This is a genomic window from Nitrosospira lacus (assembly GCF_000355765.4).
Lineage (GTDB): Bacteria > Pseudomonadota > Gammaproteobacteria > Burkholderiales > Nitrosomonadaceae > Nitrosospira > Nitrosospira lacus.
The window spans coordinates 578,763-595,298 of sequence record NZ_CP021106.3; the positions used below are offsets into that span (position 1 = coordinate 578,763).

At 52.0% G+C, this 16,536-nt stretch carries 14 protein-coding genes and 1 tRNA gene; 12 read left to right on the plus strand and 3 right to left on the minus strand.

Annotated elements, in window-relative coordinates; translation table 11 throughout:
• Positions 1–25 precede the first annotated feature (25 nt).
• The 3 genes from EBAPG3_RS02640 (at position 26) to EBAPG3_RS02650 (ending at position 3,118) form a co-directional block, all read left to right on the plus strand.
• The gene (locus EBAPG3_RS02640; protein ID WP_040852906.1) at positions 26–433 is read left to right on the plus strand and encodes a copper resistance CopC family protein; all 408 of its coding nucleotides are present in this window, start codon (positions 26–28) and stop codon (positions 431–433) included.
• On the plus strand, positions 430–2,520 hold the full coding sequence (locus tag EBAPG3_RS02645; RefSeq protein ID WP_004179626.1) for a CopD family protein: 2,091 nt from the start codon (positions 430–432) through the stop codon (positions 2,518–2,520). The genes EBAPG3_RS02640 and EBAPG3_RS02645 overlap by 4 nt, the downstream gene beginning before the upstream one ends.
• Before the next feature lie 97 nt (positions 2,521–2,617).
• On the plus strand, positions 2,618–3,118 hold the full coding sequence (locus EBAPG3_RS02650; protein ID WP_004175933.1) for a hypothetical protein: 501 nt from the start codon (positions 2,618–2,620) through the stop codon (positions 3,116–3,118).
• 69 nt (positions 3,119–3,187) lie between these two features.
• On the opposite strand, the gene EBAPG3_RS02655 is transcribed toward EBAPG3_RS02650, so the two are convergent.
• The gene (locus EBAPG3_RS02655; protein WP_227869259.1) at positions 3,188–4,507 is read right to left on the minus strand and encodes an MFS transporter; all 1,320 of its coding nucleotides are present in this window, start codon (positions 4,505–4,507) and stop codon (positions 3,188–3,190) included.
• Between the two features lie 215 nt (positions 4,508–4,722).
• On the opposite strand from EBAPG3_RS02655, the gene EBAPG3_RS15130 reads away from it, so the two are divergent.
• Positions 4,723–4,863 (plus strand): hypothetical protein, encoded by a 141-nt coding sequence (locus tag EBAPG3_RS15130; RefSeq protein ID WP_004175931.1) that lies wholly within the window; start codon positions 4,723–4,725, stop codon positions 4,861–4,863.
• A gap of 136 nt (positions 4,864–4,999) precedes the next feature.
• Here the strand turns inward: EBAPG3_RS15130 and EBAPG3_RS02660 are convergent, their stop codons facing one another.
• Positions 5,000–5,365 (minus strand): thiol-disulfide oxidoreductase DCC family protein, encoded by a 366-nt coding sequence (locus EBAPG3_RS02660; RefSeq protein WP_004175930.1) that lies wholly within the window; start codon positions 5,363–5,365, stop codon positions 5,000–5,002.
• A 156-nt stretch (positions 5,366–5,521) separates the two neighbouring features.
• Here EBAPG3_RS02660 and EBAPG3_RS15350 point away from each other — a divergent pair, with 156 nt between their 5' ends.
• The 5 genes from EBAPG3_RS15350 to EBAPG3_RS02680 all read left to right on the plus strand — a co-directional run bounded on the left by EBAPG3_RS15350 (position 5,522) and on the right by EBAPG3_RS02680 (position 13,213).
• A complete protein-coding gene (locus EBAPG3_RS15350; protein WP_227869260.1) occupies positions 5,522–6,160 on the plus strand; it encodes an Arm DNA-binding domain-containing protein in 639 nt (212 codons plus the stop codon).
• On the plus strand, positions 6,121–6,744 hold the full coding sequence (locus EBAPG3_RS15355) for a tyrosine-type recombinase/integrase (protein ID WP_227869261.1): 624 nt from the start codon (positions 6,121–6,123) through the stop codon (positions 6,742–6,744). The genes EBAPG3_RS15350 and EBAPG3_RS15355 overlap by 40 nt, the downstream gene beginning before the upstream one ends.
• Positions 6,745–7,049: 305 nt before the next feature.
• Entirely contained in the window at positions 7,050–9,179 is a 2,130-nt protein-coding gene (locus tag EBAPG3_RS02670; protein ID WP_040851617.1) for a metallophosphoesterase family protein, read from the plus strand.
• 1,582 nt (positions 9,180–10,761) lie between these two features.
• Positions 10,762–10,941 carry a phage replication protein gene (locus tag EBAPG3_RS14885; RefSeq protein WP_004175922.1) on the plus strand — a complete coding sequence of 60 codons (180 nt, stop codon included), beginning with the start codon at positions 10,762–10,764 and terminating at the stop codon, positions 10,939–10,941.
• A gap of 250 nt (positions 10,942–11,191) precedes the next feature.
• Positions 11,192–13,213, plus strand: coding sequence for an AAA family ATPase (locus tag EBAPG3_RS02680; protein ID WP_004175920.1), 2,022 nt, complete (start codon positions 11,192–11,194; stop codon positions 13,211–13,213).
• Between the two features lie 297 nt (positions 13,214–13,510).
• Here the strand turns inward: EBAPG3_RS02680 and EBAPG3_RS02685 are convergent.
• A tRNA-Thr gene (locus tag EBAPG3_RS02685) sits at positions 13,511–13,586 on the minus strand.
• Between the two features lie 383 nt (positions 13,587–13,969).
• Here EBAPG3_RS02685 and aroQ point away from each other — a divergent pair.
• The 3 genes from aroQ (at position 13,970) to accC (ending at position 16,513) form a co-directional block, all read left to right on the plus strand.
• Positions 13,970–14,425, plus strand: coding sequence for a type II 3-dehydroquinate dehydratase (aroQ, locus tag EBAPG3_RS02690; protein ID WP_040851615.1), 456 nt, complete (start codon positions 13,970–13,972; stop codon positions 14,423–14,425).
• 195 nt (positions 14,426–14,620) lie between these two features.
• Positions 14,621–15,070, plus strand: coding sequence for an acetyl-CoA carboxylase biotin carboxyl carrier protein (gene accB / locus EBAPG3_RS02695; protein WP_004175918.1), 450 nt, complete (start codon positions 14,621–14,623; stop codon positions 15,068–15,070).
• A gap of 87 nt (positions 15,071–15,157) precedes the next feature.
• Positions 15,158–16,513: an acetyl-CoA carboxylase biotin carboxylase subunit gene (gene accC / locus EBAPG3_RS02700; protein ID WP_004175917.1), complete on the plus strand. Its 1,356-nt coding sequence runs from the start codon at positions 15,158–15,160 to the stop codon at positions 16,511–16,513.
• Positions 16,514–16,536: the final 23 nt, after the last annotated feature.

The following is a 16,536-nucleotide window of genomic DNA, read 5'->3' on the forward strand; positions in this document are numbered from 1 at the left end:
GCGGCGGACTGAACGAGGAGTCAGAATGGAATCATGGATGGCCTCCGCCCTCAAGCGGATCATGGCGGGCAGCATGCTGATCATGGCGATGGCGAGCCTGCACAGCGCGCCCGCCCTGGCGCATGCGATGCTGGTCAAGGCGGAACCGCCGCGCCGCGCGGTGCTCACCGTCACACCGGGGCAGGTACGGCTCTGGTTCAATGAAGAAATCGAAAAGGATTACGCGGCGCTGACCGTACTCAACGCCGGCAAGACCCCTGTCACCGACGCCAAGCCCACGATTGCGCCTGACGACCCCAGAGCCATCGTTCTGCCCCTGCCGGAACTGGCCGCTGGCAAGTACACGGTAAAGTTCCGGGTATTATCGGTGGACGGCCACGTGGTTGACTCGTCCTATGACTTTACCGTAAAGAGCAAAGCGCAAGAGAAATGATCGAGGTCATCGCGACGCTCCTGCGCTGGTTACAGCTTGCGTCCAACATGATCCTGGTCGGCAGTTGCGTCTTTCTGGCCATTGCCGGATCGTTCCACTCCCCCTGGGTTACCCGACTGCAGCGCGCCCTGCCGTGGCTGGGCCTGCTGCTGCTGGTGGGCCTGCTGGGCATCCTCATCACCACCACGGCGCAGGCCACCGGCGTGGCCGAAAACGCCTGGCGGCCGCAGGCCTGGCTCGCCCTCATGCAAAATACCCGCATGGGACACATCTGGGCGGGGCGCGCGCTCCTGGCCCTCCTGGTCGCCGGCATCGCCCTCTACATCCGCTATGCCCCCGCGGCGCGCTGGCGCTACCTCCTGTGCGCGACGGTCGCCTCCCTCACACTGGTGGTGGGCTCGCTCGCGAGCCATTCCGCAGCCGAAGAACTCTCGGTGGCCTCGATCCTGCCCTACGCCCTGCACATCATCCTGGCCAGCGTCTGGTTCGGCGCACTGCCGGCTTTCCTCGTCGTCTGCTTCGCCTGCACCACTCCCGTGCATGCGGCCCCCCACCCCGGCATCCAGACCGGTGCCATCACCCGCATCCACGAACTGTTCCAGGCGCGCGAAGAAGCGGTGCAGGCCGGCGCCCAGGCGCTCAAGCGCTTCTCGGTCATGGCCCTGCCGGTCATGCTGGCCGTCATCGCCACCGGCATCATCATCACCGACCGCATGGTCGACACCACCTACGCCGCCATGGTATCCACCCAGTACGGCTGGCTGCTCAATGCCAAGATCGGCCTGCTGGCCGTAGTCCTGGTCATCGCCGCGCGTGCGCGCGCCACCTGGCTGCCGCTGCTCTCCCAGATCTCGCCGCAGAACGCGGACAAGGCCCTGGCGGCGGGACAGCGGCTGCGCAAGTGGGTCAGCGTCGAATTCATCCTCGGACTGGGGATCGTACTCCTGGCCACCATCGTGGCCAACACCGTCCCGGCCAAGCACGCCATCATCCAGACCTGGCCCTACTCATTCCGCTTCTCCCTGGCCGCCACCTGGGGAGAAGAGAGCGTCATGCTGCGCGCCTGGACAGGAATCGCCCTCTTGGTCCTGGCCGCCGGCGCGATCGCCTACGGGCGCGCCCGGCACTGGGACAGGAAGCGGCGCATCGGCATCCCGGCGCTGGTCGCGGTGCTTGCCTTGGCGGTGGGCCTGCCGCCGCTGGCCATCGATGCCTACCCGGAAACCTATCGCAAGACCCCGGTGCCGTTCGACACCATCTCCATTGCCAACGGCTCCACCCTGTTCGCCGAGAACTGCGTGGCCTGCCATGGCCTCCAGGGCAAGGGCAACGGCGTGCTGGCCAAGACCTTTGCCAAGCCCCCGGTGGACATGCTGACCGAACCGCACACCGCCAAGCATACCGCGGGCGACTTCTTCCACTGGCTGACCTTCGGCATTCCCGATACCGGCATGCCGGTATTTGCCGACAAACTCTCGGAAGAAGAGCGCTGGGACGTGGTCAACTTCCTGCACGCCATGTCGCGCGGCTACCAGGCACGCCTGATGAGCCCGCGCGTCGTGCCCGACCAGCCCCAGCCGTCCCTGGGCCCGCCCAACTTCTCCTATACCGCGCACGACGGCTCAAGCGGCACCCTCAAAGACTTCCGCAACCAGAAGAACGTGCTGCTGGTCCTGTTCTCCTGGCCGGCCTCGCGCGAGCGGCTGGAGCAGCTGAGCACGCTCCATGCCCAGCTTGGGGCTGCCAGCACGGTGCTGCTGGCGGTGCCGGAGGATGACCCGGATTCGCAGGAAATCGCGCAAATCATCGCCCAGGTTCCCTTCCCGGTGATCACCCAGGGGGCCCCCGAGATCGTGCGCAGCTACACCCTGTTCCGGCGCACGCTCAACAAGCCCGACCTGCTGGGCGAGGGCACCCTGCCCAGGCACATGGAATTCCTGGTCGACCGCTTCGGCTACCTGCGCGCGCGCTGGATCCCCGAAGCCGATGGCCCGGGATGGGACAATACCGGCATGCTCATGCAGCAGCTCGCCCAGCTCAACCGCGAAAAGGAAATCCTCCCTCCACCCGGCGATCATGTGCATTGAGGCTCACCAAAGAATATAAACGGCAATATTTTGCTTCCGTAAATCAAGTGTTCCTGTTTCACAAATTGGTCAACAGTCAGTCAAGGAGAGTTAAAAAATGAACAAATCGATGGCCGCCGTTTTCATTAGCGCTACGTTGGCCGTTTCATCACTTGCCGGAGCGCATACCGAAGCATATTTCGATTCCATCACTGCGCCGCATGGCGGCCAGATGCGCATGGCGGGACCCTATCACCTGGAGCTTGTCACCCAGCAAAACGAAATCATGCTCTATGTCACGGATCATGCCGATAGAAAGATCAGCACCAACGGCGGCGTAGGCAAGGCAGCTTTTCAAGTTGGAAAGGCGAAGCCTAAAATCTCGATCAAGCTGGAGCCAGGAGAGGACAATACACTCAAGGGCGCGGGAGACTTCTCCGTTACTCCGGAAACAGTAATCATCGTATTCATCAAGCTGCCGGACCAGGAGGCGCAGTCCGCCCGCTTTACGCCGCTCAAGCCAAAGCCGAAGGCGCAATCGAAGAAACCCGCGAAAAAAACCGAAACCGGCGGAGAATCAGCGGGTGAGCACGGTGGGCACCACCATCACGATCATTGAAAGGGACATCGTAGCCCGGAAGGGATAAAAGCCGGCAGGTACTAGGCATAACATCGAAACCGATATCCATTATCCTTCCGGAATTGCTTCGCCTTGCAGCGCGGCTCGACGTCCCCGCTGTACGTCTACACCCATGAGTATCATCAGCCCAATAACAAAATAGATGCCGGTGATCAGCATGGCAAGACGATGATCGCCTCGTGAAATCCAACTTACCAGACCGTATGTCACGGGGCCCAATATCGACGACAGCTTTACCGCGAGTCCCCATAACCCGAAAAATTCCGCGCGGCGTGGGCGAGGGCTGAAGTATCCCACCAGCGCCCTTCCCGCTGACTGAGAGGCGCCAAGGCATATGCCTGCGATGTTGGCAGCCAGCCAGAACATGGCGCTGCTATCCGCCATCCATGCTACCAGCACCATGATGATCCAGCCGACGAGAGTTAGTGCAATGGTGGGAATATGGCCCATCCGGTCCTGCAGGTTACCAAACGCAAATGCCCCTGCGGCGGCGGTGATATTGACAACCAGAACCAGAAGCATGGTGTCGCTCGTGCTAAAGCCCATTACCTGCTGAGCGTATATCGCCGCCAGCGTAATGACCGCCTGGATTCCTGCCTGGTAAAATACGAGGCAGGCGAGAAATCTTCCCAAGTCACGATAATCCTGCATATGGCTGAATGTTTCGCCCAGCCGGGAAAATGCTTCACGTACGACACTGCGACCGGCAAGATGTGCCTGAGGCAGCGCCCTCTCCTTCAGATAAAGAAAGGTGGGGACGCTGGAGACCACAAACAACCCAGCGGTGATCAGCATGGTTATCGGTACAAACTGTGCAGCTTGCATTCCCTCCCCCTGTGCCCAGGTCACATACGCAAGCGAACAACCCAAGCTTACCAGCCCACCGACATAGCCGAGACTCCATCCCCAGCCGGACACCTTCCCCAGCGCTTCGCCCTGCGCGAGCTCGGGCAGAAATGCGGCAATCAAATTCTCGCCGCAGCCGAAGAAAAAATTGGTAAGAATGATCAGCACCACCGCCAGCCATAAATCCCCCGGTCCGACCAGCGAAAGCATTGCGGTGAAGATGACACAGCCTATGGTCGTAAGAAGAAGCAGGCGTTTTTTTGCGGCATACGCGTCAGCATAGGCGCCCAACGCCGGCCCCGTTAGCATGATCAGCGCATACGAAACCGCCAGCGCCGCCGTCCAGGCAAATGTTCCCCATTCCTGGTTACCTGCTACGACCGCAACAAAATAAGCATTGAAAATCGCGGTGATGACCACCGTTGTATAGCCAGAGTTGGCAAAATCGAACATCGCCCACGACCAAACCTCACGTCGGCTGACGCCCGTCGTGAGGTGCGATGATGAATCACTTGGAGACATGATCCCCCTATCTCACCGGCACTATGACACAACAATACAATGAGAAAATTTCCTAGTACCTCAGTCCAATAGGCAAAGCCCACAAAATCCGTAAGATGAAACCATGGCGTAAACCTATCTCAGGCAAGAACGTTAGTATCGCAGGATAGCTTGATTCTTCCCTGGTTTTTTAACCGGTTGGCTGGTGCAGCAACCACTTAAAAGGAAGCCCCATCATGCATACAAATCTCGACCCGGTGGTTTCACATATACTCAGCTTTCTGACCCGTTGCATCGATATGATAGTGATGTGCTTCTGGCGGGAGCGGCGCCTGTCGGCGGCAGCAACGCAACGCAAGGAAAATCCCTTCGTGTAAGCTTTGCCGGATTATCGCTCGCCCACGCCGAAGTCAGAAGGCAACAATTCCACCCCGCATTCCTGTACCTGATTGAATAGGGTGAAGCCTCCATACCACAGCCATTAGCGCGGGCGGCCACAGGCATGTCGCGGCTTCATAGCCGTTTATCGCGGCGAAGCCTGCGATTGACCTGCCAATGGTAAAACCGGCTCAGCAAAGGCCGAACGAGAGGCAACCCGATAAGCCAGGCCAGCGGCTTCAATACCGACACCTTGCTCATGAGGATAATATAGGCATCCAGCTCTGAAAGAATTCCCCGGTGCTCATCTTTGACGTGCAGCTCGGTCAATGCCTTGCGAGGATCGATGCCGCATGCACGCAGCTCGTCGTCTCTGCCGGTAATGTCGACCCAGACCACATCATTATTCTTTCCGCCCGCGAGCCGCTCATAGTTGCGCCTGTCCTTGACACAACTCGGGCAGGCGCCATCGTAATAAACAGTAACCTTATTTCGCTCCATCCTTATACGGATAGCTTCTCAGATATATGGTGAACGCTTTAGAGATTTCGATCCTCAACTGCTTCAGCTAAGTGGAGGTTTCCGGTTCCTCGCCGCGATACATTTTCCCAGACCGGCTCCAACCATAAACGAAAAGAACTTATTGGTGCTGCTGTCATGTCTACACCAGTCTCAGCACTCCCCGTTAGGATAACAAAATCCGTTGTGGATAGGTTGCACGCTCCAGCAGCAGGGCAAGTTTTTACCCGCGACTCCGAACTAAAAGGTTTTGCGGTCCGCATTACTGCCTCTGGTGCCAAGTCGTTCATTTTGGAAAAACGTATCGACGGCAAAGTAAAGCGGCTTACTCTTGGTCGCTATCCTGAACTGACGGTCGAGCAAGCCCGAAAAGAAGCGCATAGGCTCTTGGGACATATCGCTACCGGGCGCAATCCTACTGCCGAGAAAAAGCAAAAAGCGCTGCAAGGCACAACCCTGCAACAAGCCTTCGATGATTTCTTGACCGCCAGAAAGACCCTTAAACCTCGCACGCTCTATGACTATAAGCGACTAATGAAAATCCCGTTTCCCGATTGGCAAAATAAAGCGCTGGTTGAAATCAACAAAGAAATGGTTGCCAAGCGTCACACCAAAGTGGGTACGGAACATGGCGAAGCTTACGCCAATCTATCCATGCGTTTTTGCGCGCATTATTCAATTTCTCTATTGCACAGTATGAAGACGGCAGCGGCGATGCCATTTTGCGGGAAAACCCAGTGGTGCGGCTTACGCAGACCCGCGCATGGTATCGGGTAGAACGCCGCCAGACCGTCATTAAGTCACACCAGGTCGCACCGTGGTATCAAGGGGTCATGCTGCTCAAGCATGACAAAACTTCTCAACAGTCGGGCTTGGTAGCCGATTATCTGCTCTTCCTGCTGTTTACCGGGCTACGCCGTCAAGAAGCTGCAACTCTAAAATGGTCCGATATCGATTTACACGGCCGGTCATTTACCGTCAGTGACACCAAGAATCGGGAACCGCTCACATTGCCGCTTACAGATTTTGTTTGCAGCTTATTGGAAAGCCGAAAAGCTGCCGCAGATTCTGAGTATGTTTTTGCCGGAAACGGAAAGGCCGGGTATTTGATCGAGCCTCGTCATCAGGTTCAGCAGGTGAGAGATGCGTCCGGCGTTTCCTTTACGCTGCATGATCTACGCCGTAGTTATATTACCACTGCCGAAAGTATCGACATCTCGGCTTATGCCTTGAAGCGTCTGGTGAATCATAAAATGAGCAATGACGTGACAGCGGGCTATATCGTTAATGATGTGGAACGGCTGCGAGAGCCGATGCAAAGAATAACCAATTATATACTTAGAATCATTAGTCCCGAATAGCTTTAACTAATCGTCGAGCGAATCCGGCAAACGATCGTAAGTTACTGCTTTCGACCCCGAACGGACGGCTGACCTTCTTCAGAACAGTCGATTAACATCCAGTCTCAGAGGCCGGAGCGTCGCTCCGTGTCCTAACGGCGATCATTGCCCCCACGGTTGCTATCGATAGCAAAAGAGTCATCGGTTGGGGAATCGGGTGACTTGCACGTATGCACGATTGGCGACCGGGAATAATATGTACTATATTGAATTTGCAACACTTAAAACCAAGCCAAGGTTCGTCAAACGATAAAAGGTTCGCCGCTATGAGCAAAGACAATAACGTAATCCGCATAGCACATATCAGCGACTTACATTTTGGTGCTACCAGTTCCGAGGAAGAAACAAGGATTTGGGATAGACTGGTAACTTACTTTACCGACAGTCTGCAGCCACATTTCGTTCTTGTAACTGGCGATATTGTAAATACCCCAAATAAAGATTTATACACCCGATCCAAGAGGCACTTGGACAGACTAGTTCTAGATGGAGGGTATCGCGTATGTCCAGGCAATCATGATCGCTTCACCTTAGGTAATAAACTTTTCGCCAGCACCGAGTATGTATTTAGCATAAAGGATGCGCCATTTTTTGACCAAACGTTTAGTGGCAAGGTATTAGTACCCCATTCTTCATATACCAAGACATTTAGGGAACCGGGCAACGAATGGCGCTGCAGGTTTCTCGGCTGCGATACCTCAGACAACGACAAAAAAAAATATTTTGCACAAGGAGCTGTAGATGGGGGAACCATCGATGCATTGCGCAAGAGTGCTCTCGATCAGGATGAAGAAGGAAAAAAGATCGACATCGTTTTTCTCTTACTTCATCACCATTTATTACCAATACCAGCTCTTGAGACAACAGTCACCAATCTGAGTTCGCTGGTGAATTTCACGGGTCTACTCAACTCCGGGAGATTACTAAACTCTTTGGCCGAATCTCACGTCAACATCGCATTGCACGGTCACGAACACCATAGCAGCGTGGCCCGTTTTGGAACCCTTAGCGGTTTACAAGGACAAGTAGTGGTCGTTGCCGCAGGTTCTGCGACAGGCACCGAAACAGGTATAGGATGGGACATCAAGAGAACTCGTTTCAACGTCATAGAATTACACCCGGACCGGACCGTAAAACTCAAGAAAATCACATACGACAGCACATCTGAGCGGCTCGTCGACCATGCCGAGGAGGTGCCGATTGCCTTGCTGAGCGCCGAAGATGTGCGGCGCGCGAGTTTTTTACGCCAATGTGCCAGAGAAAGGAGTACAAGCCTGGATACCCCGAGGAGCCGAATAAGCAAGTTTTTCGATTTTCGAGACAATCGCGATATCTTGATTACTGAGACTCGCACAGAATGTATCGTTGAAAACACGTATGTGACGCATACTTGCAATCGTTCCGGTTTCCTGACCGATGCGGCCATGGACATCGAATGGTACACGGGCGCCTCCACCGAACAGTCCAGCGAATTTAAACGGACTAACGACGGCAACAACAGTTACGAAGCCGTGTTCGCAAACCTCACTGGAGACGACCGTATTCATGGTGTTCGCCGTTTGAGTAAGCAATGGAAATGGAACTGCGGCGCGGTCTTTTCTGTTGAAGAGATTAAGTCAATCCCTGATTCAGGAGAGTTCAGGAAGGAAAATCGTGAATTTGTGGCCGCGTTTGTCGATATTGATTTGGAAGAACTCAACATTTTGGTGAAGCTTCCCGAACAATTCGCTCCTGATGTTGATGAAATTTGTGTTTTCACGCAACTAGATAACGATAAAGCACAGCCTCATGAATCACTAAGAAAGCATGTTAATAAATATGGAAACGGCATCTTTAATTTAAGAATACCGTACCCATACAAAAGATATAAATATATTTTATCATGGCCAGTTGTAACAAAATTACCCGTCGATAAAAGAGATTCTGCTATAGCAAAAAATATTCGCGATGCAAGCTCACAGATACTGACTGATATAATGCGAATATTGGGCGAATGGAAAATCCCAGAAACCAGTAATGTTGCGCTTTATTTGCCATTACAGAACAAAATAAAGATTAATGTACTAGAATGCGTGACGCCAAGAAACCTTTCACCGGAAACGCTTTCCCTCCAAGCCGTTGATTCTTTAGCCAGGGCAGCGTGGTGGGGAAGATTGCGTATTTGGGCGCCTGAAGACTCGGATTCCCAGATAACTTCTGTCCATGGCGAGACTCTAATCGCACTGGTTCCTATCGGATTTGGAAGAACCCTTGGCGGCTCCGCCGCTGCTTTGCTCAGAATTGGACTACAGACAGCAACTTCGGATATTGAGGAGCAGGCCCAGGCTTTGGAGTCTACCCTTGAACACGTGTCAGCACATGTATTAGAACGATGCTTCAACCGTAATAGAACGTAAAAGTGTTAGAATCTTTTTTCCACTTTTGGTGTCCAATTTAAATTAGATTATATTTTGTGAAGGTGCCATATGAAGATTTTTTACTCAAGAATGACCAAAGACGGCATAAGGATTGCTAATATTAGCACCGTTCCCGATAAGACTTCTGTATCAGAAGAGTTTTGCCGCGTGACTCCAGGGAGCGGAATCCCCTTGTCGACGCTTTCCCCTCGCCATCAGGTTAAACTGATGCGCGGCGAATCTATCGGTTCAGATCAATTGTGGGCTGACGTAGGTTTAAAAGCTTAAGATTTGTAGCGCGAATTAACGCATAGCTGGATGTCCCTTCGCGATTCGAACGGCCGTTTCCTTGTGAGTGGAATTTCGAGGTGGAGCAGTACGATTGCATGAAATGGATGGCCTCACGGTTCCCGAAGCGGCCATCGCTGCCGTAGGGAACGCTGAAGAGTTGGGTTTATGCCGCCCGCAAAGGTAACATGGGCGAAGTAGGTAAGGGGCAGAGGCCGTTGATCGAGTTGGAAATGGAACGGGCACGGGCTTGTCCCATTTGTGAACCCCATCAATAGGAAATTTTCTGCGGTGCAAGCTTGAAGTATAAACATCAATCCCATCTGTTGCACATTTCATACAGCTTTTTCTAAAAAATATTAATTTTTTTGCTCCGATGTGCCATAGCAATAACGTAAGGCACGAGTTTAATTATCAAATGCTGGCTCGGCACCTTAACTGCGTGACGCTAGCCCAAGCGCAGAATTGCAAACAACGCCAATTCAAACGCTTATCTGTTATCTTTCCACCGGCTCGTGGAAGTATTTAACGCCCCTCCAAGCTTTTAGGTTGTCAATCGTCTGCAATAGGACGTTCCATCTTATTTCCAATTCTTGCATTCTGCCTTCAACAATTAACAATCCATGGGGACAGAAACATGAAAGGAAATTTACTTACAACGAAAGAAGCTGCTCTATGCCTGGGCGCCGTCATCCTGATTGTTTAGCCATACCCATGCATGAAGAATATGTGCGCCTATATAACGCTCATGGGAAGAAAAAGCCGAAGCCTTTCTTCATGAGATTAGCAACCAGCTCACAAGTAAAACATTAAGTCTTGGTGCAACCGATGAGGAAATCAACGCCTTTGCCCGCAAGCTTGCAGATCAATTTTTTCGCCTGCAACGCTGGTTCGCGAATTCTGCCGTTGCAGGCCCGATTCTCTGCCATATCGCTTAGACGAAATATGACGTTACCCCACCAGGGATGAACAAAGCCAGCGGTAAGGTATCTCCATCTGTATGTAAGCGTGATGACATTACAGCCTTTCTCGGCGACAGTGCTTGTAGCAAGCCCCGGCTATTTCTATTTCCTGTAACCGTATCCGATACGGAAGAATCGGCATCTTTAGCGAGTTCATTGGAAGAGAAGCCTGTAACAGGTACAGGAAAAAGCGGTGGGCAAAGTTCCATAGCGGCATCCGTTACAGACAGACAGGCTCCTGTAACGGTAACAGGGAATCTAATCCTTCTTTTCCTGTAACCGTAATGGGAAAATCCGGTCCTGTAACTGATACTGGTGCAGGAGTTGCCGACATGGGAATTCTAACGCGTCTCGCGGATGAATACTGGTGGCGACAGGTATTGCGTACGGTTCATGTCCCGCACTTTGAACATAGCGCAATCCGCTTTGGATTGGTACATCGCCGCAAAGGCAAGTACGTCAGTGATGAGACTTTAAAGACGCCAGAAGCGAGACCAGTCAACGCGAGCTAGCGCTAAAATTCGGTCTAACTGAGCGGCAGATCCGCAACATCCTCGGAGCTAATGGAACGGACAAGATGCAAGCCGACTTGTTCTAGGATGGTGTAATTCTCTATTTTATTCAGCGCTGCTGCAATAGAGAAGTTATTATACCGACGCCAAAAATCAGAAAATTGTGCATAAATAAAATATGATGCCCATATAAAAATATCGGGATGGAGAAATTCCTCCATGTATTTATATCAACAACGGAGATATTTGAATGCGACTAACAAAGGCACGGATACAAAAATATCGCAGCATACGCGACACAGGATTCTTCGATGTTGAGTCCGATAAGACAATATTGGTGGGGCCAAACGAAGCTGGGAAGACTGCGGTGCTTCGGGCACTTCAGCAGTTGAATCCGCCCGATGACGTGCGAGCGTTCGACATCTTACGTGATTACCCGCGCTCCGAGTACAACGATATAACCCTGGGGAAAGTGGATCCGGCGAAAGTAACTATTGTGGAAGGACATTTTACTCTTGAGCCAGAAGATCAGGCCTTACTTGCAGATGATTTTAAGGGCTGTACTTATATTCGTGGAAGAACTCTTGATAACCGGCGATGGCACCGGCTCATCGGAGCGCCCGAAATTCATAAATATGGGGATATCGATAAAGATCTAGCACGACTTTGCGCCCACGTCGATTCTAGCGTGTCATCGGTAGAGGGCATCGATTTGCCGCAGACAAAGCCCAGTTCGACTCTAGAGGTGATAACGAATAATTGGACTAGCACGACACTGATTAGCGGTGAACTCGCAAAGAAACTGAAGCAATGGCTCTCAAGTATTTTTCAGTATATAGAGGAAGGCAACTCAAAAGAGGAGGCGCGTCATCAGCGACTTCTCGATGCATGTATCGTATCTGAAGCAAGACAGAATACTATTGCGATTCTAGACGATCGTGTGCCCGTCTTCGTTTTGTTCAGTAATTATTTCCGTGTGCGCCCTGTCATCCATTTGGAGCATCTCGCATCTCGTCTTGAAACGGGAGTTATGGATGACGAACAATACGACTATGGCAATCAGTGTTTGTTAAAGCTTTTAGGATTCACTGCTCGTGAATTGTCGAATCTTGGAAAGGCGCCCGAACCCCCCGCCCACGATCCGGCGGCTCTGCTAGCTTACCGAGATCAGCTTGATAAACGGTCATATCAGCTGAATGGGGCTGAAGTTCGCCTTACGAATGACATACGAGCTGTTTGGCTACCAGACACAAGTCGTGGGGAGGCAGACCGCCTACGTGTGGTTGCCGACGGTCAATATCTAAAAGTTGTCGTCGAAGACTCCTTGGGAGTAAATATCGAATTAGACCAGCGATCTGAGGGCTTCCAGTGGCTTGTCTCGTTCTTTGTAGTCTTTTTTGCGGAAGCCGTTGACAAACATGAGAATGCGGTCCTTCTACTCGACGAACCGGGATTGAGCCTGCACGGACTCAAGCAGCGAGATTTTAGAAAGACTCTTTCGCGATTAGCGGAGAAGAACCAAACCCTTTACAGTACTCACTCACCGTTTTTGGTGGGACCAGATGAACTGGATTTTGTGCGCGTGGTTGAGATGCCGGATCGAACAGCTGGAACAAAAATTCATTCGGAGGTAACTTCGGACGATCCTGCAGCACTTTTACCCCTTCAAGAATCGCTGGGGTACGACCTTGCTCAGAGTCTTTTCACCCAACAGCGCAATTTAATTTTAGAAGGGTTAACCGACTATTGGTATCTTGATGCAGTTTCTCAACTTCTTCGCGAAGCAAATGACGGAGGTCTAAACGATAAAATCGCGCTTGTACCTGCGCAAAGTGCGGGAAAAGTCGTCTACTTTGCGACGATTCTCCATGCTCATAAACTGAAAGTGGCTGCGCTTCTTGACTCAGACAGCGCGGGAGATCAAGCCGCACAGCAACAGATCTTAGTTCATCGACTCGGCAATAAAGCAATCCTTCGGACCAAAGATGTGTACGTCGGTAGCGTTGCTAAACCGGAGATTGAGGAATTACTTAGAGATACCTTAGTTATGGTGGCGAAGGAACTCGCATGGGATGTTTCGAGCGTTGCGGCACAGGACATCTCAAGATCAATTGTAGAAATATTCGCCCAGGAAATTGACAACTTCTCGAAATACAAACTCGCAAAGGCATTTGTTCGATGGAGCCGTGACCATACGGCAGCTGATTTGACTCCAACGGAGACAGTTCAGTGGCGAAATCTAATTAATACTGTAAACAAGGTCCTTAAATGAAACAGGTATCTGGAATTATTTTAGGACCGTCGTTGAGAACGACTCATGAGCGACAGCGTTGAAAATCTCGTAAAGCTATTCACTCCGGCTGGGCCGCCTTCTATCAATACACCGACTATACGGCGACCCTGTTTGGCAGGCTGGACCGTACCGTCTTCTGGAAACTCAAAGGGCGCGCGCGTTTACATCAGGCGAGAATAATGCCGTTAAACAGTCAATTAGTACGGCTATCGTCTACACCTCGTCTACATTCCTAGACTCTATCTCCTTGGAATGGTCGTAAGATGCTGATAAACATGGTGCTGTTGAGAGGAGTCGAACCTCCGACCTACTGATTACGAATCAGTTGCTCTACCAACTGAGCTACAACAGCTTCGAAGAAAAAATTGAATTACGATTATAGAGGTTTGGGAAACAGCGGGCAAATTGGTTGATGTCTGAAATCCAGCGCGTGAATGGAATGTGGACGTCACGAGATGTGGCAAGTTCGTGCCGTCAAGCGAGGGACACATCGCACCTGCGCTCCTTCGAAAGTAGTCTTCAGTCTCTCATGATTGACCGGATTTATCACCTCATTTTATCGAGAAGACGGGGAAGGAAGCGCCGGGCGGCGCGCAGCAAAGCCTTAATTCCATTGTGGTCGGTCATTTCACCATATCTCTCATCCGCATGCTCAAGTATGGATATTTTCCTCTATTTTCGCCGATTGTCACCTAACATCTGGACATTCTTGGCGGGTTGCGGCACACTTATCGGATGAAAACCAAAGCAAATGGGTCTAAAAGTATTTTAGTCCTTCATGGCCCTAACCTCAATCTTTTAGGCAGACGTGAGCCTGAAGTCTACGGATCCATGACGTTAGAAGAAATTAACGAGAATTTGCTGAATTTGGCAAAGAAGTCTGGCATAGAGTTAGTTGCTTTCCAAAGTAATATGGAGGGTGAATTAATTGATCGTATTCAGCAGGCCATGGATGACGATGTCGATTTTATTATTATTAACCCGGCGGCTTATACGCATACCAGTATTGCCTTGCGTGACGCACTTGCCGCCACAGGATTGCCATTCATCGAAGTTCATCTCTCGAATATTTTTTCCCGGGAGTCTTTTCGCAAGGAGTCGTATTTTTCCGATCTGGCGCTTGGCGTTATCAGCGGTTTGGGCGCCAAAGGTTATGAGCTGGCCTTGAAATATGCTCTGACAGCTCGTTAGCGCGCATTCCTCAAATCGGAAAATCCTCAATATTTTTGACGGTGCCTGTTCACTGAGTGGAATTGGCAGAAGATAGAAGCCATTTCCGCCGATTTACCGGCCGATGGAATGCTGCAAGCAGAAAATGCTACAGGGCTGATGGCAGGTTTGGATAATTAGAAATGCCCAAAATGGGCGTTGTTCCAGGAGGTCTTTATGGATCTACGAAAACTTAAAAAACTGATTGAGCTGGTGGAAGAATCGGGTATTGGCGAACTGGAAATTACAGAAGGTGAGGAAAAAGTTCGCATCAGCAAGTCCGTATCCTCCACGCAGGCTTATGTAACTGCGCCACCCGTCATGCAGGCAGTCACGCCCGCCGCCACCGAACCCGTGCCGGCCGCTGCGGCACCTGCCGAGTTATTGACGCAAGGCCACGTGGTGAAGTCACCCATGGTGGGAACATTTTATCGCACCTCTACCCCTGGTGCGAACCCATTCGTGGAGATAGGACAGGCAGTGAAGGCTGGCGATACCTTATGCATCATTGAAGCAATGAAGCTGCTCAACGAGATTGAATCGGACAAGGATGGAATTATCAAGGCGGTTCTCGTCGAAAACGGGCAGCCGGTCGAGTACGGCGAGCCGCTATTTGTGATCGAATGATTGTAAGCGCTATCTCCCATCTTTCTTTACAGGGGCCACAGAATAGAAAAGATGGCCAGAACCCTCGTAGTTCAATAGAGATATTCCATGTTTGAAAAAATTCTAATAGCCAATCGTGGTGAAATCGCCCTGCGGATCCAGCGGGCCTGCCGTGAGATGGGAATTAAAACGGTGGCGGTGCATTCCGAGGCGGATGCCAATGCAAAATATGTGAAGCTCGCCGATGAGTCCGTGTGCATCGGACCGGCGCCATCGGCTCAGAGCTACCTTAATATTCCCGCCATCATCAGTGCAGCCGAAGTGACCGATGCGGAAGCGATTCATCCCGGTTATGGTTTTCTCTCCGAAAACGCCGACTTCGCCGAGCGCGTGGAAAGCAGCGGTTTTGTCTTCATCGGGCCGCGTCCCGAAACGATCCGTATGATGGGCGACAAGGTCAGTGCCAAGAATGCAATGAAAAAAGCAGGAGTTCCCTGTGTTCCAGGGTCCAACGGTGCATTACCGGAATCCCTCGATGAGGTCCGGGGGGTTATCCGTGCTGTTGGCTATCCTGTCATTATCAAGGCATCAGCCGGTGGTGGCGGGCGCGGGATGCGCGTGGTTCACACCGAGGCCGCGTTGTCGAATGCGGTCATAATCACCCGCAACGAGGCACAGGCAGCATTCGGCAATCCGACGGTCTATGCCGAAAAATTTCTGGAAAATCCACGTCATATCGAATTCCAGGTACTGGTTGACGAACACCGCAATGCAATCCATTTGGGTGAACGTGAGTGTTCAATGCAGCGCCGCCATCAGAAAATTCTGGAGGAAGCACCTGCTCTGGGCATTTCCCCCCGGCTGCGCGACAGGATAGGGGGCCGCTGCGCCGATGCGTGCCGCCGTATCGGTTATCGTGGTGTGGGAACGTTCGAGTTCCTGTTTGAAAAAAACGAGTTTTATTTCATCGAAATGAACACCCGTTTACAAGTGGAACATCCCGTTACGGAGGCAATTACCGGGATAGATCTGGTAAAAGCACAAATTCGTGTTGCCGCGGGCGAGAAATTGAGCATTCGCCAACGAGACGTTTCATGGAAGGGTCATGCCATCGAATGCCGCATCAATGCCGAGGACCCTTACAAGCTCACGCCTTCCGCCGGCCGTATCACGCAGTATCATGCTCCCGGCGGCCCGGGCATTCGTGTCGACTCTCACATTTATCATAACTACATGGTGCCGCCCTATTATGATTCCATGATCGCCAAGGTTATTGCTTATGGGGATAACCGCGACCAGGCAATCGCCCGAATGCGCATTGCGCTGTCGGAAATGGTGGTGGAAGGCATCAGCACCAATATCCCGTTGCATCTCGATCTGTTGTCGGACGCCGCGTTTCTGACGGGTGGCACTAGCATCCACTATCTTGAGCAGAAGCTTGCCAACTACAATAAGCCGGGCTAAAAGCGGTGAGCCGCGTGGCGGCG

Bases quoted from the DNA above. Each gene is read 5' to 3' on its own strand.
- EBAPG3_RS02640 (WP_040852906.1), top strand. From the start codon at position 26: ATGGAATCATGGATGGCCTCCGCCCTCAAGCGGATCATGGCGGGCAGC.
- EBAPG3_RS02645 (WP_004179626.1), top strand. From the start codon at position 430: ATGATCGAGGTCATCGCGACGCTCCTGCGCTGGTTACAGCTTGCGTCC.
- EBAPG3_RS02650 (WP_004175933.1), top strand. From the start codon at position 2,618: ATGAACAAATCGATGGCCGCCGTTTTCATTAGCGCTACGTTGGCCGTT.
- EBAPG3_RS02655 (WP_227869259.1), bottom strand. From the start codon at position 4,507: ATGTCTCCAAGTGATTCATCATCGCACCTCACGACGGGCGTCAGCCGA.
- EBAPG3_RS15130 (WP_004175931.1), top strand. From the start codon at position 4,723: ATGCATACAAATCTCGACCCGGTGGTTTCACATATACTCAGCTTTCTG.
- EBAPG3_RS02660 (WP_004175930.1), bottom strand. From the start codon at position 5,365: ATGGAGCGAAATAAGGTTACTGTTTATTACGATGGCGCCTGCCCGAGT.
- EBAPG3_RS15350 (WP_227869260.1), top strand. From the start codon at position 5,522: ATGTCTACACCAGTCTCAGCACTCCCCGTTAGGATAACAAAATCCGTT.
- EBAPG3_RS02670 (WP_040851617.1), top strand. From the start codon at position 7,050: ATGAGCAAAGACAATAACGTAATCCGCATAGCACATATCAGCGACTTA.
- EBAPG3_RS14885 (WP_004175922.1), top strand. From the start codon at position 10,762: ATGGGAATTCTAACGCGTCTCGCGGATGAATACTGGTGGCGACAGGTA.
- EBAPG3_RS02680 (WP_004175920.1), top strand. From the start codon at position 11,192: ATGCGACTAACAAAGGCACGGATACAAAAATATCGCAGCATACGCGAC.
- aroQ (WP_040851615.1), top strand. From the start codon at position 13,970: ATGAAAACCAAAGCAAATGGGTCTAAAAGTATTTTAGTCCTTCATGGC.
- accB (WP_004175918.1), top strand. From the start codon at position 14,621: ATGGATCTACGAAAACTTAAAAAACTGATTGAGCTGGTGGAAGAATCG.
- accC (WP_004175917.1), top strand. From the start codon at position 15,158: ATGTTTGAAAAAATTCTAATAGCCAATCGTGGTGAAATCGCCCTGCGG.